The following is a 23018-nucleotide window of genomic DNA, read 5'->3' as shown; positions in this document are numbered from 1 at the left end:
GGTTTTATGCAGATTTTACTTATGATATTATCCCTAGTAAATGGGATCTTTGCCCTAATCAGGGATAATGATAGGAGAATTATATATTCCTATAAAAGCATGGGAATTGGTCTTATGGCGATTGCGACCTCATATTTTTTTGATTCAATAAAAATTTTCCAAGAAGATTTGACCTATGCAATGGATGTAGTCCCAACTATGGCAAAGGTATGTCTAGGCTTTGCCCTTATAATTATCTTAATGAATGGACTTGTGATTTATAGGTATTGGAAGGAGATTAAATGAAAATTTTTGCTCTTATGTTAGCTCTTAATGGCCTTGTTTTTCTATTCTTTGCCTATAAGATTTACTTTAAAAAGTCCTATGATTTAATCAATGGTTTTGAGAAAGACTATAGGAAGGGACTTAAGGATGAAAACTATGCAAGAAGAGTGGGTAAGATTTATTTACTTATATTTATAGCTATGGAGATTTTGGCCATTTATATTTTATCTTATTAGGTGGATTATTATTTTTAATCCGCCTTATTTTTTTCAAGTAAAGCAAACGTTTTTGTTAAAAATTAAATAATAATGACATTAAGATTTCTATATGATAGAATAAAATAAAGAATTAAGATTGGAGGGAAAGATGAGTTTTTGTTATAAATTAGATAAAGATAAGCTTGATGACTTTACAAGCTATTTGGATTCTATTAAGGATGTTGATGGTTGTGTGATGCCGGCGCTTCAGAAGTGTCAAAACGTTTTCTCATATATTCCAGAGCCTGTAGTAGATTTAATGGCTCTAAAGTTAAATGTTCCATCCAGCGAAATATACGGGGTGGCTACATTTTACTCACAGTTTTCTCTTAAACCTAAGGGGGAGCATGATATCTGCGTCTGTCTGGGTACGGCTTGCTATGTCAATGGCTCTGATAAGATTTTGAAATCTTTGGCAGAAGAGCTAGGGGTAGAAGTAGGCGATACCACTGAAGATGGTAAGATTTCCCTAAGTGAGGCAAGGTGTGTAGGTGAATGTGGATCTGCACCAGTTGTTATGATAGACGGAGAAGATTTTGTAGAAAAGGTCGACCCATCTCAGGTTCACAATATTATACATAAAGTTAGAAAGGCTGATCTATGAATAAGAAAGAATTATTAAATCTTAAAGAAAAGTCTCTAGCAGAGCTTAGGGAAAAAATAGACTATAGCAAAATCTATGAAGATGATAAAGGTGATTTTAAGCTTAAGGGAGATTTCTTTGAAAATCAAAAAAGACTAGTGCTTAAAAACTGCGGTATAATCGACCCATCATCAATCGAAGATTACATAGGCTTGGATGGATATGAGGCTCTTTATAAGGCTATTTTTGAATTAGATAGAAAAGAGATAATTGATATAGTAAAAGATTCTGGTCTTAGAGGAAGGGGAGGAGCAGGTTTTCCTACTGGAAGAAAATGGGAAGCGGCTTTCCTTCAAGATACTGATATTAAATACATAATATGTAATGCAGACGAAGGAGATCCCGGAGCTTTTATGGATAGGTCAGTCCTTGAACTAGACCCACACTCAGTACTTGAAGCGATGGCGATATGTGCTAGGGCAATAGGCTCAAATAAGGGATTTATATATGTTAGGGCAGAGTATCCAAAGGCGGTTAGAGCTCTTGAAATCGCAATTGATCAGGCTAAAAAATATAATCTTTTAGGAGATAATATATTAGGATCAGATTTTTCTTTTGAAATAGAACTAAGACTTGGAGCAGGTGCTTTTGTTTGTGGTGAGGGAACGGCCCTAATGGAGTCAATAGAAGGAAGGCGAGGTATGCCTCGTAACAAGGAATACAGGACAACTGTAAGAGGACTATGGGGAAAACCTACTGTAATAAATAATGTAGAGACTTTCGCCAATATCGTCCAAATTATTAATAAGGGCTCAGATTGGTTTAAATCTTTTGGAACAGAAAAATCTCCAGGTACTAAAGTCTTCGCCCTATCTGGCAAGGTTAAAAATGCAGGCCTTGTCGAAGTAGAGATGGGAACTAGTATAGATAAAATAGTTTATGATATAGGAAAAGGTATTCAGGATGATAAGGCTGCTAAAGCAGTACAGACTGGAGGCCCATCAGGAGGTTGTATACCTAAAAGACTCTTCGATACAGCTTGTGATTTTGAATCACTGGGAGCTATAGGTTCCATAATGGGATCTGGCGGCATGGTAGTTATGGATGAGGATGACTGCATGGTTGATGTCGCAAGATTTTTCCTAGAGTTTTCTGTAGACGAGTCATGTGGTAAATGTACTCCTTGCAGGATTGGCAATAAGAGATTATTTGAAATGCTCGATGATATTACCAAAGGTAAGGCTAATCATGAAACGCTCGATAAGCTAGAAGAATTATCAGAAATAGTATCCGAAGCTTCACTTTGTGGACTCGGCAAGTCTAGTCCTAACCCGATTATTTCTACAATGAGATATTTTTATGATGAATATGAGGCCCATGTAGGTGAAGATAAAACGTGTCCTGCCAAAAGATGTATCAGTCTTTTAAATTATCTTATTGGTGATGATTGTATAGGTTGCGGTAAGTGTAAGAGACTATGCCCTAATGAGGCTATCAATGGAGAAGCTCGAAAAAGACATGAAATAGATCAAGACAAATGTATCAAGTGTGGCCAATGCATGGAAAATTGCCCAATAGACGCTATAGCTTTGGCCTAGGAGGTTTGTATGCTTAAGTTAAAGATAAATAATAGAGAAGTAGAAGTTAAAGAAGGATCTACAATCTTAGAGGCGGCGGGTAAATTAAATATCAAAATTCCAAGCTTATGCCATATGGATCTTCACGATATCAAATTTGTAAATAAGCTTGCTTCATGCAGGGTATGTTTAGTAGAAGATATAGACAAGAATAAGTTAATTCCTTCATGTGCTACTTTTGTTAAAGAAGGAATGAATATTAGAACGGATAGCCAAAGGGTAATCAGGGCTAGAAGAGCTATTGTTGAGCTACTCTTATCAGATCATCCATCCGATTGCCTGAAATGTGCCAAAAACCTAGATTGTACTCTCCAAGAGCTCGCCCATGATTTAAATATCAGAGAGATAAGATATAGGGGAGAGATGAGAACTCTTCCAATTGATGATAATTCATATTCACTAATTAGAGATCCAAACAAGTGCATCCTTTGTAGGAGATGCGAGACTATGTGTAACGAGGTTCAAACTGTTGGAGCTCTTGCAGAAGTTGGAAGGGGATTCTACACCCATGTTGGATCAACCTTTAATAGGTCCATGTTTGAGACAACTTGTACCTTCTGTGGCCAATGTCTATCAGTGTGTCCTACAGGAGCTCTTACAGAAAAGTCAAATATACCAGAAGTCTGGAGGGCCTTATCATCTGACAAACACGTAATAGTTCAAGTTGCACCAGCGGTTAGGGTTGCCCTAGGAGAGTTGTTCGGTATGGAAGTAGGATCAAATGTCGAAGGTAAAATCGTCACAGCTCTAAGAAGATTGGGTTTTGATAGGGTATTTGATACGAATTTTGCGGCAGATCTTACAATAATGGAAGAAGCAAATGAGTTTGTAGATAGACTAAAGGGAAAAGGAGAGCTTCCAATTCTTACATCTTGTTGTCCAGGTTGGGTTAATTTCATGGAACAACAGTTTTCCGACATGATTGACATACCTTCCACATGCAAGTCACCTCATGAGATGTTTGGAGCAATTGCTAAGTCCTTCTATGCTGAAAAAGAAGGAATTAACCCAGAAGATATAGTTGTCGTATCTGTTATGCCTTGTATTTCAAAAAAATATGAAGCTAAAAGAGATGAGCTAGAAAATGAAGGCTACTCTGATGTTGATACAGTAATTACAACAAGAGAGTTAGCAGAGATGATTAAGGAAGTTGGAATTGACTTTACTTCTTTGGAAAATAGTGATTTTGATAATCCTATGGGAGAGTCTACAGGAGCTGGTGACATATTTGGTACGAGTGGAGGTGTAATCGAAGCTACAGTACGTACAGCCTATAATATAATTACAGAAAAAGACTTAGAAAAAGTTGAGTTTTATGATCTAAGAGGTCTTAGAGGAATAAAATACGCTACAGTGGATATAGACGGAAGAGAAATTAATATTGCTGTAGCCAATGGTTTGGGAAATACAAGAAGACTTCTAGAAAAATTAAGGAATAAAGAAATATCCCTAGATGCTATCGAGGTAATGGCTTGTCCAGGAGGTTGTATCGGTGGCGGAGGTCAACCTTATCATCATGGAGATATTTCTATCTTAAAGAAAAGATCAGAAGGTCTCTACAAATTGGATGAATCCAAAAAACTTAGGAAATCTTATGAGAACCCTTATATCAAAGACCTGTATGATGAATACTTGAAAGAGCCTGGATCAGAGAAAGCACATAAAATTCTTCACACATCATATAAGGCATCTCCAAAATTATAAGATTATATAAGTGTTGTTGGGGTAGATATGTAAAGACAGAGTTTATGTAGAAGAAAGGATTATTATGAGAAAAGAAATTAAAAGAGAGTGGGATTTTGAACTATATTTTAAGCCAGATTGTCCATTTTGCCTAAAGGTTCTTAATTATTTTAAGGAAAATGATATAATAAAATTCCCTTCATATAACATAGAAGATGTTGTTTCAGGATATGAAAATCAAGATAAATTATATGAAGTAGGTGGTAAGGTCCAAGTTCCTTGTATGGTAATTGATGGCAAGGCCATGTATGAATCAGATGATATTATAGCCTATGCCAAGGAAAACTTCCTAGAAAAATCCAAAGAAAATAAGGCTAAGAGAGAAGAAAATAAGTAAAAGAATTTAATCTTATAAGTAAATCGTTCCATTCTTAGAATTTGACTCTTAGGACAGGGGGCTTCTGAGCCCTCTATCTGTCGGAGACTTCTTCTAAGCTATGGAACGATTTTTAAATTAACTATTTATTTGATTCTTCTATTTTAACTTTTTTTCCAGAAATTTTCTTATTGTTAATAGCCCTAATTGCCTTATAAGCGTGGGCTTTTTCTAAATCTATAAAGCTATAGGATTTCTGGATTCTAATTTGCCCTATCTTATCCTTTGGGACTTTGGCCATCCTTGCTAGGGCCTTTATTATCTTATCCTTGGTAAAGTTATCAATTTTACCCCTGTTCATAAAAAGTGTCGTCATTTCTTTATCGTATTTCTTTTTAGTTTTATTATTTGACTTACTCTTAGATTTCTTCCCCGATTTAAAGTCAATTCCTTCAAGCTTTTCGTGATTATTATTAGCAGTTAATTTATCTTTAAGTAGGACCTGACAGATCATAAAAGGATCGTGACCCTTTTCCATAAGTCTTATGAGTATATCTTTTTCTCTATTAAGGTCTTCATTATTAGAAAGCTTAGATGAAATATCTTCTATAAGACGGAGGTCGCTTTGCCTATTCATTTGCACAAGTGTAGGGATAGACATTTGCTTTATATTGGCCTTGGTATAATTTTCGATTTGCCTTAGCCTATTATTATCACGACCTGAGATTAGGGAAAAGCTTAGGCCGCTTTTGCCAGCTCTTGCTGTTCTTCCAATCCTGTGGACATAGTATTCGTCAAGTTGTGGCAGGTCATAGTTAAAGACAATATCCACATCATCAACATCAAGGCCACGAGCAGCTATATCTGTTGCTACTAGGATTTGGATGGTTTTATTTCTAAACTTCTTCATGACTTGGTCACGACTACTTTGTTTAAGGTCTCCATGAAGGCCGTCTACTAGGTAGTTTTTCTTTGTGAGACTTTCTACTAATCGGTCGACTTTCCTTTTGGTATTACAAAATACGATAGCAAGATTTGGCTTATGGATTTCTAGAAGTCGCATCAAGGCTTCTTCCTTCATAGATTCTTTGAGCTTAATATAATATTGGTCGATTCTTTCTACAGTTACTTCTTTAGATTTAATTTTGACTGGGTTGGGATTATTTTGATAAAGCTTAGAAAATTCTTGGATTTCAGGCCCCATAGTTGCTGAAAAGAAACAAGTCTGTCTATCAGGATTTGTCCTATCTAGGATGAACTTCATATCATCCCTAAAGCCCATATCAAACATTTCGTCAGCCTCATCCAAGACTACGGTTTTGAGTTGGTCTAGTCTTAAGACCTTCCTTCTCATAAGATCCATAAGTCTTCCAGGAGTTCCTACAACAATTTCTACTCCCTTTTTTAGGCTTTTGATTTGCCTTACTATGTGACTTCCCCCATAGACAGGAAGGATTCTGATATCTTTTTTGTATTTACAAAGCTTTTCTATTTCTTTTGATACTTGGATACAAAGCTCCCTTGTTGGACAGAGGATGAGAGCTTGAGTTATTCCATTTGCTTCGATATTTTCTATAATTGGTATGGCGAAGGCTGCGGTTTTCCCGCTACCTGTTTGAGATTTTCCTATTAGATCACTCCCTTCCAAAAGATAGGGGATAGACTCTTCTTGGATAGGACTTGGCTTTTCGTAGCCTAAATCATCAATTGCCCTTAAAATTTCATTTCCTATATTTAATTCATTAAATTTCATTTATTATCCTTTTCTATATATTACAAACAAAAAAGCAGTCGTCATCAGACAACTGCCAAATACTACTTATATTATCCTTCTTTATATTTAATTATCAATCCAATTTATTAAATTTATAGGAAGAGATTTTCTCTCTTATATCATCTAGGCTAGTTTCTTCATTAATAGATAGGCTAATCTCTAGGGCTGATTCTACGAGGGGACTTCCCGCTATTAAGATTTTTTCTTGTAAGTCTTCGTCAAGCATAGAGTAGGCTGTTTCAACATTCATCATAGAAGATCCCATATCGAAGAAAACTACAAGACCTTCTGGGCCAAGCTCGTTCATCTTAGCAAAAATCTCTTCAAAATTTGATCCTAGATTTCCCTCATCATCCCCACCAGAATACTCAATTCTTACGTCTGTTGTCATTTGACCTATGATATCAGTTAGCCCCTTGGCCAAGTCCTTGCTGTGGCTTGCTATTAATATATTAATCATAACATCCTCTGAAAGCTTTTTTGATTATTAGATAAGAGCTATAGGCACCTGGGTCGATATGGCCGATAGATCTTTCCCCTACATAGGAAGCTCTACCCTTTAGGGCCTTGATCTCTTTGGTGTAGGTCATTTTCTCTTCTGCAATTTTCACAACTTCATCAAGACTTTTATCTTCCTTAAGGGCATTAGAAACTGGCTCTAGGACATCAACCATAGTCTTATCACCAACTTGGGCCTTTCCTCTTTTTTTGACAGCAGCAATTCCTTCGTCGAAGGCCTTATTAAGATCATCTCTTGATAAATCTTCCTTGCCATCGAGTGCTTTGGCAAAGCTCATGAAAAAGGATCCGTAGAGGGGACCACTCGCTCCTCCTACCTTAGATAAGAGATTCATAGCAATCTTATTGAAAAAATCCTTGAGGCTTGAATATTCATTATCTAGGTCAGTCTTTATAGCTTTAAAGCCTTTGGCCATATTGTAGCCATGGTCCGCATCTCCTATGCTCCTATCCAAATCGGTTAGGTATTCTTCATTTGCTATTATTTCATCTGATATTTCTGTAAATAAAACTTTTAACTTATCTATATTCATTATCTTCTTCCTACCTTAACTTCTCTATCGAGGTACTTAACAATTTGATCATCTACGGCAAATAGTGTGAGTGAAAATCCTGCCATGTCCATACTTGTCATGAAGTTGCCAACGTAAGTTCTCTTGATTTCTATAGAATTTTCCTTTAGATAATCACTAACGAAATTATTTACTAGATATAGTTCCATCTCTGTAGTTTGACCCATACCATTTACCATTAGGGCATATTCTTTCTTGTCCTCAGGGATTTCCTTAAGTAGTCTATCTACCATTTCCTTGGCCATGGTGTCAGCACTTTGGATTTTTTCTTTCTTTATACCTTCTTCTCCGTGGATTCCAATACCCATTTCGATTTCGTCTTCTTCTAGCTCAAAGCTTTCCTTGCCGTCATTTGGATTGGTGCAAGGTTTTGTGGCAAGTCCTATTGTTTTGATATTTTGAACAATCTCTTCTGCCTTTTCTTTAATCTCTTCAAGACTCTTTCCTTCTTCAGCCATAGCTCCAAGAACCTTGTGGACGAAAATAGTTCCAGCAACTCCACGTCTGTCCTCATAGTTTTCTATAGCTATATCATCTCTTACAATTATAGAATCAACTTTGATATCTTGCATTTCTGCCATTTCTTGGGCGATTTCAAAGTTCATTACATCGCCTTGGTAGTTTTTGATTACCATAAATACGCCGCTACCGCTGTCAGCTTTCTCTATTGCCTTTAAGATTTGATCAGGGGTAGGAGAGGTGAAGATACTGCCGCATATAGCACAATCGAGCATACCTTCTCCGACATAGCCTGCGTGGGCTGGCTCGTGGCCACTTCCGCCACCAGAGATTATTCCTACCTTGCCTTCTCTTGCAGGTCCCTTTCTTGCGACAACTGTGCTATCGTCAAGTCTTTCTAGAATATCTTCATTAGCTTTAACCAAGCCATCAATCATTTGATCAATTATCAAATCTACATCGTTGATGATTTTCTTCATATATTCTCCTTATATTTTTCTATTACCTTAAGGTCTATCTATAAGATAGATACCCATTTATTTGAAATTTTTAATCTTAAGAAGAGATCTTAGTTTTCTAATACTTCTATAGCACATTTGAGTCCATCAAGGGCGGAGGAGACGATACCTCCTGCATATCCTGCTCCTTCGCCGATTGGTCTTAGATTCTTATATTTAGTTGAATAATTTTCTCTTAAGATCCTTACTGGAGAAGATGTTCTAGTTTCTACACCTGTTAGGATAGCATCTGGATTCTTGAATCCATGAAGTCTCTTATCGAATACTTCAAGGGCTTCTTTTATAGCGTAATTAATTTTATCTGGATAGATTTCATTTAAGTTAGCTAGCTTAAATCCAGTCATTATACTAGGCTTAATTGGTCCAAGCTTAGTCGTTGGTCTATTTTCATAGAAATCTTCTAACCTTTGAACTGGGGCCTTGTTGTCTGCTCCTCCGAGGAAGAAGGCCTTTTTCTCAATTTCTCTTTGAAAATCAATTCCAGAAAGATTACCAGGTCCTAAGATCTCATGATCTACAGTGCATACTATAGCGGCATTGGCATTGGTATTTGACCTATCATGATAGCTCATGCCATTTACGCAAAGCTCATTTTCTTCACTTGAGCCGTTTACTACAAATCCTCCCGGACACATGCAAAAGCTATATACAGAGGTATTTTTCTCCTTGTTGGTGTAGTTTAGTTGATAGCTTGCCTGAGGGAGTCTTTCATCTTTGATCTTATATTGGCTTAGATTTATATGATCTTGGAGATGTTCAATCCTAAAGCCAACAGCAAAAGGTTTTTGTACAATTTCTATATATTTATCGAGCATGATAAAGCTATCTCTAGCGGAATTGCCTAGGGCTAGGATGTATTCATCCGCCTCGTAAGAATCTTTGTCGGTAATTAGACTTGCGATTATCGAATCTTTTATTTCTAGATCTATAAATTTCTCTCCAAAATGAAAGCTTCCTCCCATAGCTTCGATTTTCTTTCTTATATTTATAATTACTTTTCTTAGAATATCAGTTCCTACATGAGGTAGGTGGTCGTAGAGGATATCTTCGGGAGCTCCATTTTCTACAAAGATTTTAAATATTTCTCTACTTCTTTTATCCTTAGACCTAGAGGTGAGTTTGCCGTCAGAAAATGTTCCGGCGCCTCCTTCTCCAAATTGAATATTAGATTTTGGATTTAGTCTTCCGCCATTATTAAAGTTATCAATAGTCTTTACTCTGTCTTCTATTCTTTCACCTTGTTCGATTATGGCAACTTTGACTCCTCTTTTAGCTAGTGAGTAGGCAGCGAAAAGTCCAGCAGGACCAGCTCCAACGATGATAGCAGATTTAACCTCGTTCTTATTTTCTATCTCTAGCTTTTCTTCCTTGTATTCACTGATATTATGCTTGAGCTTTTTGTAGATTTTAGGACTTACTTCGGTGTCAATTAGTACTTGGTAGACATAGTAAACACCACGTCTTGCATCGATTGATTTTTTGTAAATCTCAAATGAATCTATTTTTCTATTTATAGTTTTTTCTATTTCCCTTTTTATATCTTCATAGCCCTTGTCAAAGGGAACTTTTATATTTCTTAGAAGTAACATATATCCTCCATTTTTAATTATTGTACCAGAAATAAAAACTTAGAGGAATTTAATTTTTAAAGTAGAATGTGTATGAAGATTTTGTAAAAATATTTAAAGGATTTATTATGTGGTTAATTTTATCGATTCTTTCGGCCTTTTTTGCAGCAGTAACATCAATACTGGCTAAAATCGGGATCGAAAATGTCAATTCGAATCTCGCTACTGCTATCAGGACCCTAGTTGTTGTTGGAATGAGCTGGTTTATAGTTTTTATTACAAATGCCCAAAGTGGTATTCATGATATATCTCATAAATCTTGGCTCTTTCTAATTCTTTCAGGACTTGCAACTGGTTTTTCTTGGCTTTGCTATTATGCTGCCATTAAGAACGGAGAGGTATCTAAGGTTACTGCAATAGATAAGACAAGTGTCCTTATAACTTTTGTTCTAGCCTTTATTTTTCTAGGGGAAGAATTTAGCAAAAAATCCATCATAGGTGCAATACTTATAGGTATTGGAAGTCTTATCATGGTTATCTAGAGGCTTAGGCCTCTTTTTTATTCGTTAATTTTATGTATAATGATATTAATAAGTAAAGGAGATTTTATGGCTGATAAGAATTCGACTTATGCAATCGAAAGAATTAAAAATATTTACAAAAATTTAGAAAAAACAATCGACTCAGTTCCAGGTCCTATGAGAGCTAAGCTTAGAAATCTTATCCTAAACGATGAGGAACTTAAAAGAATTATGGATGATATGGAAAATTATAGACCGCCTAGGATTTTTCTTATGGGGAGGACTGGAGTTGGAAAGAGCTCATTAATCAATGCTATTAACGGAAGGTATCTTGCTTTTGTAAATGATGTCTACTCCCATACGAAAGCCTGTGATGTGTATGATTATGAGGAAAACGGCGAAGTCCTAATGCAGATTTTAGACACTAGAGGAACCTCTGAGTCCCTTGCCATTAATGATAAAATATCAGCAGAAGAGAATATAAAAAAAGAAGTAAAAGACTTTATGCCTGATGTAGCAATTTTCATGCTTAATGCAAGTCATAGGGATGATGTCTTAACAGATGTAAAGTTCGTTAAAAGTATTTGTGAAGATTATAAAAAGGCAAATGGGGTTGACTTGCCAGTAATAGTTGCCATAAACAAGGTTGATGAACTCGCCCCATCAAGGATAAAGGATCCAAAGGAATATCCTATAAGCAAGAGTAAAAATATTAGTGAAGTTGTTAAATATTATGGCAAAATCATAGAAGAAGGAGACCTTGAAGTTAAGGAAATAATCCCCGTTTCTTCCTTGATCGATTGGATGATTGAAGATGAATTTATAGATGTCGATTCTATAAATGATCTTTCCAAGTCTAGACTAAGTGATCTTGAAATTCAATTTGATGGAAGATTTGGTATTGAGAATCTAATTGATGCTTTAGAAGAGTCCATAAGTGATTATGATGCCATAGTGGGTCTAAGACTTGCTTGTAGGATGAATAGGGTCCTAGCAAATCTCAGCGATAAGTTTATAAACATGTTTTCAGGCTTTGCTGCAACTGTCGCCATAACCCCAATACCCATAGCTGATATTTATCCTCTTATAGGTCTACAAATCGCCCTAGTAAGCCTAATAGCAAGTCTTTCTGGTAGGACTATCAGCAAGGAAACAGCCAAGGAATTCCTCTTATCTTTAGGAGGAGTAGGTCTTGCTGGAAATCTATTTAGACTAGGATCCCAACAATTATCGAAACTTTTAAATATAATACTACCTGGTGCTGGAAATGCAGTAGGTGCGACAGTGGCTGCTATGGGTACCAAGGCCATTGGTGAGGCAAGTAAGAGCTACTATATAGAAGGTATCGATTTATCTAAGGTGAAGAAGGATTATAAGAATAGGGTTAAGGATATTAAGAGAAAAGATAAGGAAAGTGAATAAGATATTTACCTAAGGGATGAGCTTTCCCTTAGGTTTTTCTTTTATTACTTTATAAAATATTAGTTTTATATTATAATTAAATAAACGAAGAAAAGGGGTGAATTTATGGATAAGCAGATGTCTTTGGGAATTGATTTTATGGAATGTAAAAGAAAGAGCCTTCATATCTGTAAAGATAACAAAAAAGTCGATATGTCTATAGAAGAAATATTCGATCATAATAAATACGATTCGATTTTGGCTGTTACTTACTCAATCTCTACCTCTTTCCTTAATAAATATATCAAGGAATTTAACAAAGTAGAGATTATAGTTGGAATTAATGAAGACAAGATCCAACATTCTGCCAATCTTTTTGCCAAAAATCTTAAGGCACAGATCAAGGAGGTCCTTAAAAATACGAGTATCAAAACCTACCAAGGTCTTGATATGGATATGAAAAGAAAGCTAGAGGAGAAATCATTTGAAGTAAAAGTTCCTTTTGGAGCAAGTATTCACTCTAAGTTTTACCTTCTAGAAAATAGGGAAAGTTCTCAAAATAGGATAATCCTAGGATCTTGTAATCTATCGGAGATGGCTTTTCAAAAGACTACAAGTCAATATGAGAATATTATAATATATGATAATAGCGAGCTTTTTGATATTTATAAGGATTATTATGAGTCTTTTGCTGATATCACAACTAACTACTTCCCAAAAGAGCTTATGGTAACTAACAAGAAGAAACTTGAAAGTATAAAGGATACTGACTCGGTAATTGTCTTAACTAACGAAGAAGTAGAAAAGATTAAGAAAAGTCAAGCAATAGAGTTAATCCTAAAAGTAGAAGACTTTAAGGCAAATTCTACTATTCCAGCTGATGCTATAGGACAGATTAAGGACATGGACGAGGATAAGAAGGCCCTTGATGATGAGAAAATTAGAGAAACTGACTTGGATAATCAAGCCTATAAGCTCGTTCGCGAATCAGTAAATAATAGGACTAAAGAGCCTACAATTAAGAAGTCACCGGCTATCAAAAAGCTTGTCAACGAGACAATTAAGACTATCAAGGTAAATGCTGATATAGATTCAGATGAAAGAGCGCTCTTATTCTCAAAGCCAGAGACTAGAAATATAGGAAAAGAAAATAGTGGTCTTCTAGTTAAAAGCGAGCTTACAAATGAATTTATTCCTTTTGGAGAAAATAAAGATATAGAAGAAATAAGAAAGGCCCTAATCCTACTTGATGAATTTATACATACATTCGAGTCCTTTGTCCATAAATATGATGACAAGTACGGACAGAGGATAATGGAAGCAATATTTTATGCCTTCACAGGTCCATTTCTCTATGAGATTAAGACACTAGCTAGAACTAGCGAAGAGAGAAATGATATTCCCCAATTTCTCTTTATTGGAGGAACTGCTGGAAGTGGTAAGTCTTCTCTAATAAAAATGATAAACAAGATGCTTGGACTAAGCGATAAGGCTTATTATAATTTCTCAGAGCTTGCAAGCGGAGCCCAGGCCAAGGCCAATAGGGTTAAGGTAATCGAAGGCCGGGCTAGGGAAGATAATGTATATCCTATTATAATTGATGAATTTTCCATAGAATTTTTCTCAAAAGCAAACTATGGTCGTGACTTAATATTAAATACAACAAATAGTCAAGTTGAAATTGTAAGTCCCTTTCCTGTAACTATAGGAACGACCAATGCCGATGGATACACACTTCCTCCTGAAGCAAGGAGAAGGTCCTATTATCTAAAAATCGACAAGAAGTTTGACGATAAATATAAGAAAGACTCTCCTTTAGTATACAAGGATATTTATGAAAAAATGAATAATGACTTGTTTACCGATTTTTCCCTAAAGATGGCAGATAGACTTGATAATAGTGATGAATATGAATGGAATCACTTTGCAGATGGGTCTGGTAAGGTTGACTTTTTGTATCAGACAAGAGAGATCTTTAGAGACTATTATAAACTTTGTTCTATGCCTCTACCAAGATATTTTCCTACTAAGAGGTATACGGATGATTTTGAATCCAATCAGGAAAAGTGGAGAAAGTTATATAAAAGGGCAGGAGAGAAGGAATTTGTCTTCGATATAGAAACAGGATCACTCTTCTTTAATACAGCGACTATTGATGAAAATAAGGGAAATTATGAAAAGCCATCAGAAGTCTACAAGCAGGCCTTAGATCAAAGTGTCCTTGTAGGAACAATAGGAGGGCTTGATATAGAGCTAGATGCCAAGGCCTTTTTCGAATGGATTGATGTAAGAAATCCTTATATCGAAGAGTATAAGAAATACTTAAGAGATTTCTACTATGACAAAGATAAAAAGATTAGAAAAGAAAATGGAAAAATAATATTTCCAATAGACAAGAATTCAAAAGATAGCGATATAATAAAACAAAGTCTAGCCTATATGACAAAGGATATACTTATAGAGGAAAGTGAGAGCGATATTTATTTTGATGAAGAAAAGCTTCTTAGATGGCTAGAAATTGAAGAAAGTAATATCCTATCTAAGTTTTTAGACAGATTTAAATAGAAGCAAGGATTAAACAAGAGATGGAATACTTTTTTAGGCACGGTGAAGATTTAAAGACCAATATTAAAATGCCCTTGGTGTGGGGATTTTTGCTGATATATTTAATAGTGATTTATAAATTAAGATATAAAAGAAAAATTCTTTCTATACAATTAGTATCTTTATCTATCATAGAGATAGCCTTATTTCTTTGGTATTATGCAGGTAGGAGATTATTTATAAAAGAAGGCCTACCACTTTATCATTGTAGGATAGCGGCTTTTATGATGACTATTAGTTTTTTGCGTAAAAATTACAAGCTAAGTAATTACTTTGCCTGGCTCGGGATAATAGGTACACTCATAGCCTACAGCTTCCCAGATCCTTCGAAGTATCTTTGGCCACATATTACAAACTTAACCTATGTACTAGGTCATAGCTTATCTATAGGATCTGCTCTTATGATACTTACAAATGAAAAAAGAGAACTAGACTTTAGATTTATTTGTAAACTTACTCTTGCCATGAATTTTGTGATTTACCTTTTAAATAAAATTCTATCTGCAAATTATGGATATTTAGACCACTTACCAGATTCATTTCCTATAAACTTCCCTAGTCCTGTCTTGTATTTTGGTATAAGTTTGGGATTAATCTTTCTAATATATAAACTTAGCAGAATTAATTTAAGTAAGGTTTTGCCAAGTTATAATTAAATAGGGTTTATTTGCTTATAGACATTAGCTAGTTTAGGATTGTTCTCATAATATTGATTTTATTAAATTTTGATTTTAATATTACTGATATACCTTATTAATATATTTAATATTTCATCAAAATATGATATAATATATAAAAGTGATATTAATAAGGAGGGTTTTATGTTTAGGAAAGTTACAAAATTTGTCAAGCTAGTATTATTGGCTTTATTAGTTATTTTGGGTGTGATTTTAATCTATGATAGATTCTTTTCTTATAAAGAGATAGCAGTAGTACATAATCATCAAAATATTACCCCTATAAAAGCCGCTCTATCTGATAACAGAATTACGATTAATGATATCGATACAAGTAGGATGGATACAGAAATGTGTAAGAGAAAGGTAGAGGGAGCTGATGGGGTGATTTTTGCTGGAGGAAACGACTTTGATCCAGAGATTTATGGAGGAGACAGGTCCCTTGTTGAGGACTATAGCAGGGAAGATGATGAAAAGAGTCTTGCTATTTTAGATTATGCAATAGGGCTAGAAAAGCCAATTTTGGGTATTTGCAGGGGTATGCAACTTATTAATATCTATTATGGAGGAAGTCTCTATGATGATTTAGAAATTCAATTCTCTAAACAAATAATTCACAGAGGAAGCGATAAGACCCTTACTTATCATGAGGTAAATATAAGCGAAGGTGCTAGTCTTTCGAAAATTCTTCGTTCTGATAGGATTGAAGTAAATTCCTACCACCATGAGGGGATCAAAGATTTGGCAGAAGGCTTAAGTGTGAGTGCTACAAGCGATGATGGTTTAATAGAAGCAATAGAAAATCCATATTACTCTTACATGCTAGGAGTTCAGTGGCATCCAGAGCTTTCTTATGAAAATGATAAATACTCTAAAAAAATCCTAAAGGATTTTGTAAAACATTCGAATGCGGGTAAGAATTAACTATGAACTATGTAAATGACTATGAAAAAATTGGCAAAATTGGAAAATATAAGAAATATATCTTAATGAGCAAGTCTCCCAGAAGGAGGGACTTGCTTAGTTTTCTTAAGCCAGAAATTGCCTCTATAAGAATCGATGAAAGAGCTATCGAAGAAAAATATATGGAAAAGTACAAGGGCTGTGACTTCATAGAAAGAGCCGGCAATACCTGTGCCGAGATTGCCAAGGCTAAATCCGATGTCCACTTAGTCAAAGATTGCCTTTATATATCGTCTGATACTATGGTTATCCTGGATGATAAAATATATGGTAAGCCAAGGGATATGGCCGAGGCGAGGGATATGTTTATGTCATATTTTGGCAAAAGTCACTTTGTAATAACTGGAGTCTGCTTAAGGAGCGAAAATTATTTGGATGTTTTTTATTCTATAGCCGAAGTTAGATTTACCGATTACTATAAGGCTTTAGATGATATAATTGATTCTTATCTCAAGGAAGAAAATGTTATGGATAAGGCTGGGGCCTATGGAATCCAAGACCTAGATTCTAGACTTATTTCTTATATAAATGGGGACATAAATACGATAATAGGTCTTCCTGTTAGTGAAGTTAGTAGAAGAATTTTAGGAGAGTAAAATTGATAAAATATGTTTTGTGGGACATTGATGGAACTTTATTAAACTTTCACCTAGCTGAAGAAAATGCCATTAGGGCTTGCTTCGATCAGTATGGTTTGGGTGACTTATCAGATGATAGGCTAGGAGTTTATAGAAAGATTAATAATAAATATTGGAAGGCCCTAGAAAGGGGAGAAATCACTAGAATTGAGGTATTAGAAGGAAGATTTAGAGAATTTTTTGAAAAATACGGTTATAATACCGAAATTGTCAGTGATTTTAATATATCCTTCCAGGAAAATTTGGGTAAGACCTATGTTTTTAATGACAAGGCCTACGAAACCCTTAGCAAACTTTCAGGAAAATATAAGCAATATGCGGCAACCAATGGGTCTGCCATAGCCCAAGAAGGAAAGCTTAAAGGAGCAGGTCTCGATACTATCTTTGAAGACGTCTTTATATCTGAAAAAATCGGATTTGAAAAGCCAAGCAAGGAATTTTTCGATTATATATTCGATACGGTTGGCTCTAGGGAAAAGTCCGAATATGTGATTATAGGAGATTCCTTGACTTCAGATATTAGAGGTGGAAGAAATGCTGGGATCAAAACTATCTGGTTTAATCCTGATAGGTTAGAAAAAGATAAAGATAATGATTTTGACTATGAAGTAGATAGTTTGGAACAAGTACTAGATATATTGTAGGTTCTTATGGATGAGAAAATTATAAAAGATAAACTACTGAAAAACTTTTTAGAATATACTTCAATTTCTAGCCAATCGAATGAAGACAATAGGGAGATTCCTACTAGTAAGGGTCAGCTAATATTAGCTAAGAAACTCGCAACTGAATTAGAAGAGCTTGGAGCTAAAAACATTAGAATAAATCAATATGGAGTATTGCAAGCTGTAATCGAAGCTAGGGGAGCCTGTGATATAAGTAAAGCTAAGATAGGTTGGGTCTGTCATTTGGATACAGTAGATGTTGGTTTAAGCCCTAATATAAATCCCAAAATCATAAAATCTTACGATGGAGGAGATATTATCCTAGATCCAAAGGAAAGTATCGTAATTAGACCAAGTGAAGAAAAGAGCTTAGAAAAATATATTGGAGATGATCTAATAGTTACAGATGGTAAGTCCGTGCTTGGGGCGGATAATAAGGCAGCTATTGCAAATGTTATGACAGCTATCTGGTATCTTAGAGAAAATCCATCTATAGATCACGGGAAAATCTATATAGCCTTTGTTCCAGATGAGGAAATTGGCCTAAGAGGAGTAAGAAAAATTGACTTCGATAACTTCGATGTTGATTTCGCCTATACTATTGATTGTTGTGAAATCGGGGAGCTTGTCTATGAAACCTTTAATGCAGCAAGTGGATATCTTAAAATTAAAGGTCGTAGCGCCCATCCCATGTCAGGTAAAAATAAGCTTGTAAATCCAATAATGATAGCCCATGATTTTGTATCTATGCTAGATAGAAGTAAGATGCCCGAGCATACAGAGAAAAGAGAAGGATATGTTTGGGTAACAGATATTAATTCTGATACTCTCAATTGTAAGGTCAAATTCAATATCAGAGATCATGATAAGGAAAAATTTCTAGAGAAAAAATCTTATCTAATGAAAATTACAGATTTACTTAAAGAAAGATATGAGAAGGCAGATATAGGAATTAAGATAGAAGATACTTATGCAAATATTAAAGACAGTATAAATGAAGATAATTACATAGCTATTGAAAAATTAAAAAAGGCTTTCGAAAAACATGCTATCAAAGCTAAAATAATAGCCATGAGAGGTGGGACCGATGGATCATACCTATCTACAAGGGACATTCTTACTCCAAATTATTTTACTGGAGCTTGTAACTTTCATTCAAACAAGGAATTTATGCCAATGAATTCTTTCTATAAGTCTTTTTTAGTAACTTTAGAGTTAATGATAAGTTAGCGAAATTATAGCTATACAGATAAAAAATGGTATATTAATTGAGGAATTTACAGTATTTACAAGGAGGAAATATGGATAAAAGTGGGCCCGATCTGAGGCTTAATTAAATAAGGCTAGTTGAGGTTTACTTTTTTCTGCCTCGATTAGCTTAGCTAATGGAGGTAAAAATGACAGATAAAAATTATGATGTAGAAAGACTTAACAGGACTCAAAAAGCTATTAACAAGATGGATCCAGTTGATATAGCGGATAAACTCGAAATTCTGCCAGAAAAGGACGTAGCCATATGGATTAAGCTACTCAAGAAGGATCTCTTGGCAGATGCATTCACAGAACTAAAACCTAAGAATAAGGCTAGAATTGTAAATATCCTATCAGAGGAAAATATAAAAGACTTGGTAAGAGACTTAGACGAGGATGAGCTTGTAGATACCCTACAAGAGCTTCCTGCAAATATTACCAAGAAACTTATGACTTTCCATATAGATAGGGATAGGAGAAAGGTTGTCAATGAACTTTTAGGCTATCCAAAAGAGTCAGTCGGCTCAATAATGACAGTGAACTTCTTGTCAGTTAAGGAAAATATTAGTCCAAAACAAGCCCTCGATAAGGTAATGAAATCAGATCTCGATGCTGAAAAGCTTGAACAAATATGGCTTACCAATAACTCCTTAGTCCTAATAGGTTTTGTTTATATTGCAGATCTCTTAAGATACCAGGATAAGTCCCTAAATGAGCTAGCCAATAGCATAAGTGTAACTGTTAATCCTAACGATGACCAAGAAGTTGTTGCAAAACTTTCCTATAAGTATGATTTGGGAGAAGTACCTGTAGTCGATTCTGAAAACAGACTAATCGGTATAGTTCCAGCAGAAGATGTAATCGATGTAGCACACGAAGAGTTCCAAGAAGATATGTCAAACATAACAGGTATTTCTGATAACTCTGACTCTTACTTAGTTGAATCAAGCTTTAAAATTGCAAAAACAAGGACTACTTGGCTTATTATATGTCTACTTACAGCAACTATGACAGGATTTATTATCCACAAATACGAGTCTTTACTTGCAAGTGCTGTCGCCCTAACAGCCTACATTCCAATGCTTATGGATTCGGGTGGAAATGCTGGAAGTCAGGCTTCGACGACTGTAATTACTTCTCTATATAGAGGAGATATAGGATTTAAAGACTTTTTTAAGGTGATTATGAAAGAAGCAAGCATTGGTCTAATAACCGGTATAGTGCTTGTAATCATTAACTTTATAAGGCTAATGATTTTAGATCAAGCTCAAATTGGAGTCAACCTTACAGTCTCAATTACCCTTCTGCTTACAATAATATTTTCCAAAATTATGGGTGGAATATTGCCACTTATAGCAGATAAATTTGATATAGACCCAACAGTCATGGCAGGACCGCTCATTACGACAATAGTCGATACACTCGTACTTCTAATATATTTTGAAGTTGCATCAATCCTATTAGGACTTTAATATTAATTTAACTTACCCCTTAATCAGTAAAATGATTGAGGGATTTATTTTTATAAATAATTTTAATTATATAGGTAAGTAATAAGGTATAGTTTTCTAAAGAGGTATTTATGACAAAGGGAATGATAAAATTAAGTGATGGGACTGATATTTACTATGAAGAGCTAGGATTGGGAGAAAACCTATTTCTACTACATGGAAATGGTGGAGACTCTACCTATTTTGAATACAATATTGGACAACTTTCTAGGGAATTTCACCTATATCTCATAGACTTTAGAGACCACGGGAGAAGTGACAATGCCAGAGATAAATTGACCTTCGAGCTTATGGCAAGTGACCTCAAGGAGATTTTTGAAAAGCTTTCTATAAGACGTGCTAATATTTTAGGCTTTTCTGATGGAGCAAATCTTGCCTTGGTATTTACTATAAGATATCCTTATTATGTAGAGAAATTAATATTAAATGCTCCTAATATAAGATTTAGTGGAACAAGGCTTATAAGTAAAATTATTAGTATTGGCGAGAATATCTTTTGGAACATATTGCCTTTTTTTAAGAGGAATAAGAGGGTTGCTGCCTTACTTTTGAAAGATCTCAAGTTAAGCAAGAAGGACCTAGTGGATATCGATAAAGAAGTTTTGATAATAGTGGGCTCTTACGATCTTATAAGACTTGATCATGTGAAAAGCATTTCTGAGTCAATCGACCGTTCAAGGCTTGTCATTGTAAAAAAAGCAGGCCATAAACTGGCGAGATCTAACCCAGGCTTATTTAACGAACTTGTAGTTGACTTTATGGAGGGAAATAATTGAACAAATTAATAAATAAGAAAAAAGCCACAATATTTTTATCCTTAATATTATTTGCTCTTATAGCTTTTATAGCTGGAAAGAGGAGCAGAAATAATTATGTTAATGGATTCTTTCTAGCCTTTGCTATACTTGCATTTACAGGGATAGCCTTTCTTTCAAGAGACTTTCTTAGTAAGATTAAGGATAAGTACGGAGAATTTGCTCTAAGAATTATTAAGGAGCTTATACAAAAAATAAATAGCATATTTATGGCACTTTATGGAATATATATTATTCTTTCTGTAATTTCATTGGATAATTTCTATAATATAGGAGAAGTAAGAGTAGAATTATCAACTTTAGAAATTGTCCTTCTTACTATATACTTGCTTTTAGGATATTTATTCTTAATTGTGGGAAGATTATCTATAGATAAGCAAAAGAAATCGCTAAAACTCATTATGATTACAGGATTTTGTCAGATAATATTTCTAATTGCAATTGGTGAAAACATAGTATCGATCTTACCAGTGCTCATCCTTATGGCTCTTGGATTTTATACTAGGTCTTTATTATTTAAGGAAAGATTTATCTATAGTTGGGAAGAAATGACAGTTGATTTTATACTAATCCTTGTAGGATTTTTCTTCTATATTTTAAATATAAATAGAAATAAATATCACAGCTTGACTCTTAGCTTTGGATACATAATTCTTATCCTAGCTTTATTTATCCTACTTGCAAAGGTTATATTTTCTTATATGAAAAAGGGAGGAGATAATCTTTATAATACAAACTTAGATGATCTAGATACTTTAATATATAAATATGGCTCAAGTCAATCTCTGGCTTCTGGATTATCATTTCTAAATGATAAATATATATATTATTATATCGATAAAGAAGGAGAAAAAACTGTAGCCTTTCAATATCAAATAATCAATAACAAGGCAATCGTCATGGGGGAACCTTTTGGGAAAGAAGCGGATATTCCCTTAGCTTTATTTAGCTTTAACGAAGTATGTCAAAGGTCAGGCCTTAATCCTATATTTTATGAAGTAGGTGAGAAATTTACCCTTAGCCTGCATGATTATGGATATGACTTTATGAAGTTTGGGGAAAATGCCATGGTAAGTCTTTCAGATTTTTCCCTAAAAGGGAGGAAAAAGTCAACCGAGAGAAATATTCTTAACAGATTTGCTAAAGAAGGTTATAAATTTAAGCTTGTATCTTATCCCTATACTGATGAATTCCTAGATAAGTTAGAAGAAATATCAAATTCTTGGCTTAGGGATAGGAAGGAGAAGGGATTTTCCTTAGGATTTTTTGATAGAGATTATCTTAGAAGAACGGAAATAGCAATCGTTATGGATAAAGACGAAGAAATAACTGCCTTTACCAATATTATGCCAAATAAAAATCCAGATGTCCTTACAATCGACTTAATGCGTTACAATCAAGATAAAAATGTAAACTCTATGATGGATTTTCTATTTCTTAATCTATTTATTTATGGGAAAGAAAATTCCTACAAATATTTCAACCTTGGAATGGCGCCTCTATCAAATGTAGGCCTTATGAAATCAGCCTACCTATCAGAAAGATTGGCGTATCTTGTTTACACACATGGAAGTAGATTCTATTCATTTAAAGGCCTTAGAAATTATAAGCAAAAGTATGCGAGTATTTGGCTTCCTAAATATATGGCTTATGCCAAGGGGAATTGGCTCTTGTATTCGCTATTAGCTGTATCTTTAATTGATAATAAACTTACAAAAAACAATAAATAATCTTTTGCAGGGAGAATTTTAAAGTATAATAA

At 34.6% G+C, this 23018-nt stretch carries 20 protein-coding genes and 1 pseudogene; 16 read left to right on the top strand and 5 right to left on the bottom strand.

Annotated elements, in window-relative coordinates; translation table 11 throughout:
• Window positions 1–6: 6 nt before the first annotated feature.
• From C7D97_RS03160 to C7D97_RS03135, 5 genes and pseudogenes are all read left to right on the top strand, one after another.
• Entirely contained in the window at window positions 7–285 is a 279-nt protein-coding gene (locus tag C7D97_RS03160; protein ID WP_105300681.1) for a hypothetical protein, read from the top strand.
• Window positions 282–500, top strand: coding sequence for a DUF3784 domain-containing protein (locus C7D97_RS03155; RefSeq protein ID WP_105300680.1), 219 nt, complete (start codon window positions 282–284; stop codon window positions 498–500). The genes C7D97_RS03160 and C7D97_RS03155 overlap by 4 nt, the downstream gene beginning before the upstream one ends.
• Before the next feature lie 130 nt (window positions 501–630).
• A pseudogene (locus tag C7D97_RS03145) lies at window positions 631–2702 on the top strand (NAD(P)H-dependent oxidoreductase subunit E).
• A 9-nt stretch (window positions 2703–2711) separates the two neighbouring features.
• Window positions 2712–4445: an NADH-dependent [FeFe] hydrogenase, group A6 gene (locus C7D97_RS03140; protein ID WP_105300677.1), complete on the top strand. Its 1734-nt coding sequence runs from the start codon at window positions 2712–2714 to the stop codon at window positions 4443–4445.
• A gap of 64 nt (window positions 4446–4509) precedes the next feature.
• Window positions 4510–4821 carry a glutaredoxin family protein gene (locus tag C7D97_RS03135; RefSeq protein ID WP_105300676.1) on the top strand — a complete coding sequence of 104 codons (312 nt, stop codon included), beginning with the start codon at window positions 4510–4512 and terminating at the stop codon, window positions 4819–4821.
• A 121-nt stretch (window positions 4822–4942) separates the two neighbouring features.
• On the opposite strand, the gene C7D97_RS03130 is transcribed toward C7D97_RS03135, so the two are convergent.
• The 5 genes from C7D97_RS03130 to C7D97_RS03110 all read right to left on the bottom strand — a co-directional run bounded on the left by C7D97_RS03130 (window position 4943) and on the right by C7D97_RS03110 (window position 10231).
• Entirely contained in the window at window positions 4943–6553 is a 1611-nt protein-coding gene (locus tag C7D97_RS03130) for a DEAD/DEAH box helicase (protein WP_105300675.1), read from the bottom strand.
• A gap of 94 nt (window positions 6554–6647) precedes the next feature.
• A complete protein-coding gene (dhaM, locus tag C7D97_RS03125; protein ID WP_105300674.1) occupies window positions 6648–7034 on the bottom strand; it encodes a dihydroxyacetone kinase phosphoryl donor subunit DhaM in 387 nt (128 codons plus the stop codon).
• Window positions 7027–7626 (bottom strand): dihydroxyacetone kinase subunit DhaL, encoded by a 600-nt coding sequence (gene dhaL, locus C7D97_RS03120; protein WP_105300673.1) that lies wholly within the window; start codon window positions 7624–7626, stop codon window positions 7027–7029. The genes dhaM and dhaL overlap by 8 nt, the downstream gene beginning before the upstream one ends.
• Window positions 7626–8603 carry a dihydroxyacetone kinase subunit DhaK gene (dhaK, locus tag C7D97_RS03115; protein ID WP_105300672.1) on the bottom strand — a complete coding sequence of 326 codons (978 nt, stop codon included), beginning with the start codon at window positions 8601–8603 and terminating at the stop codon, window positions 7626–7628. The genes dhaL and dhaK overlap by 1 nt, the downstream gene beginning before the upstream one ends.
• A gap of 89 nt (window positions 8604–8692) precedes the next feature.
• On the bottom strand, window positions 8693–10231 hold the full coding sequence (locus C7D97_RS03110; protein WP_105300671.1) for an NAD(P)/FAD-dependent oxidoreductase: 1539 nt from the start codon (window positions 10229–10231) through the stop codon (window positions 8693–8695).
• Window positions 10232–10338: 107 nt separating this feature from the next.
• On the opposite strand from C7D97_RS03110, the gene C7D97_RS03105 reads away from it, so the two are divergent.
• The 11 genes from C7D97_RS03105 (at window position 10339) to C7D97_RS03055 (ending at window position 22986) form a co-directional block, all read left to right on the top strand.
• Window positions 10339–10752 (top strand): EamA family transporter, encoded by a 414-nt coding sequence (locus C7D97_RS03105; RefSeq protein ID WP_105300670.1) that lies wholly within the window; start codon window positions 10339–10341, stop codon window positions 10750–10752.
• A gap of 66 nt (window positions 10753–10818) precedes the next feature.
• Entirely contained in the window at window positions 10819–12153 is a 1335-nt protein-coding gene (locus tag C7D97_RS03100) for a GTPase (protein WP_105300669.1), read from the top strand.
• A 105-nt stretch (window positions 12154–12258) separates the two neighbouring features.
• Complete coding sequence (locus C7D97_RS03095; protein ID WP_105300668.1) at window positions 12259–14697, top strand: phospholipase D family protein; 2439 nt, start codon at window positions 12259–12261, stop codon at window positions 14695–14697.
• A gap of 20 nt (window positions 14698–14717) precedes the next feature.
• Window positions 14718–15392, top strand: coding sequence for a YwaF family protein (locus tag C7D97_RS03090; protein ID WP_105300667.1), 675 nt, complete (start codon window positions 14718–14720; stop codon window positions 15390–15392).
• A 165-nt stretch (window positions 15393–15557) separates the two neighbouring features.
• A complete protein-coding gene (locus tag C7D97_RS03085; RefSeq protein WP_105300666.1) occupies window positions 15558–16337 on the top strand; it encodes a gamma-glutamyl-gamma-aminobutyrate hydrolase family protein in 780 nt (259 codons plus the stop codon).
• 2 nt (window positions 16338–16339) lie between these two features.
• A complete protein-coding gene (locus C7D97_RS03080) occupies window positions 16340–16972 on the top strand; it encodes a Maf family protein (RefSeq protein ID WP_105300665.1) in 633 nt (210 codons plus the stop codon).
• A gap of 2 nt (window positions 16973–16974) precedes the next feature.
• Window positions 16975–17658, top strand: a complete 684-nt coding sequence (locus C7D97_RS03075; protein WP_105300664.1) for a YjjG family noncanonical pyrimidine nucleotidase — start codon at window positions 16975–16977, stop codon at window positions 17656–17658.
• A 6-nt stretch (window positions 17659–17664) separates the two neighbouring features.
• Window positions 17665–18909: a peptidase T gene (gene pepT, locus C7D97_RS03070; RefSeq protein ID WP_105300663.1), complete on the top strand. Its 1245-nt coding sequence runs from the start codon at window positions 17665–17667 to the stop codon at window positions 18907–18909.
• Between the two features lie 167 nt (window positions 18910–19076).
• Entirely contained in the window at window positions 19077–20402 is a 1326-nt protein-coding gene (gene mgtE, locus C7D97_RS03065; protein WP_105300662.1) for a magnesium transporter, read from the top strand.
• A 110-nt stretch (window positions 20403–20512) separates the two neighbouring features.
• Window positions 20513–21217, top strand: coding sequence for an alpha/beta fold hydrolase (locus C7D97_RS03060; RefSeq protein ID WP_105300661.1), 705 nt, complete (start codon window positions 20513–20515; stop codon window positions 21215–21217).
• Window positions 21214–22986, top strand: a complete 1773-nt coding sequence (locus C7D97_RS03055) for a phosphatidylglycerol lysyltransferase domain-containing protein (RefSeq protein ID WP_105300660.1) — start codon at window positions 21214–21216, stop codon at window positions 22984–22986. The genes C7D97_RS03060 and C7D97_RS03055 overlap by 4 nt, the downstream gene beginning before the upstream one ends.
• The last annotated feature ends 32 nt before the right edge of the window (window positions 22987–23018 follow it).

The sequence above is a fragment of the Anaerococcus marasmi genome (assembly GCF_900290195.1).
In the GTDB taxonomy this organism is placed as follows: Bacteria; Bacillota; Clostridia; order Tissierellales; family Peptoniphilaceae; genus Anaerococcus; species Anaerococcus marasmi.
This window is presented reverse-complemented; position numbering and strand designations above follow the sequence as displayed.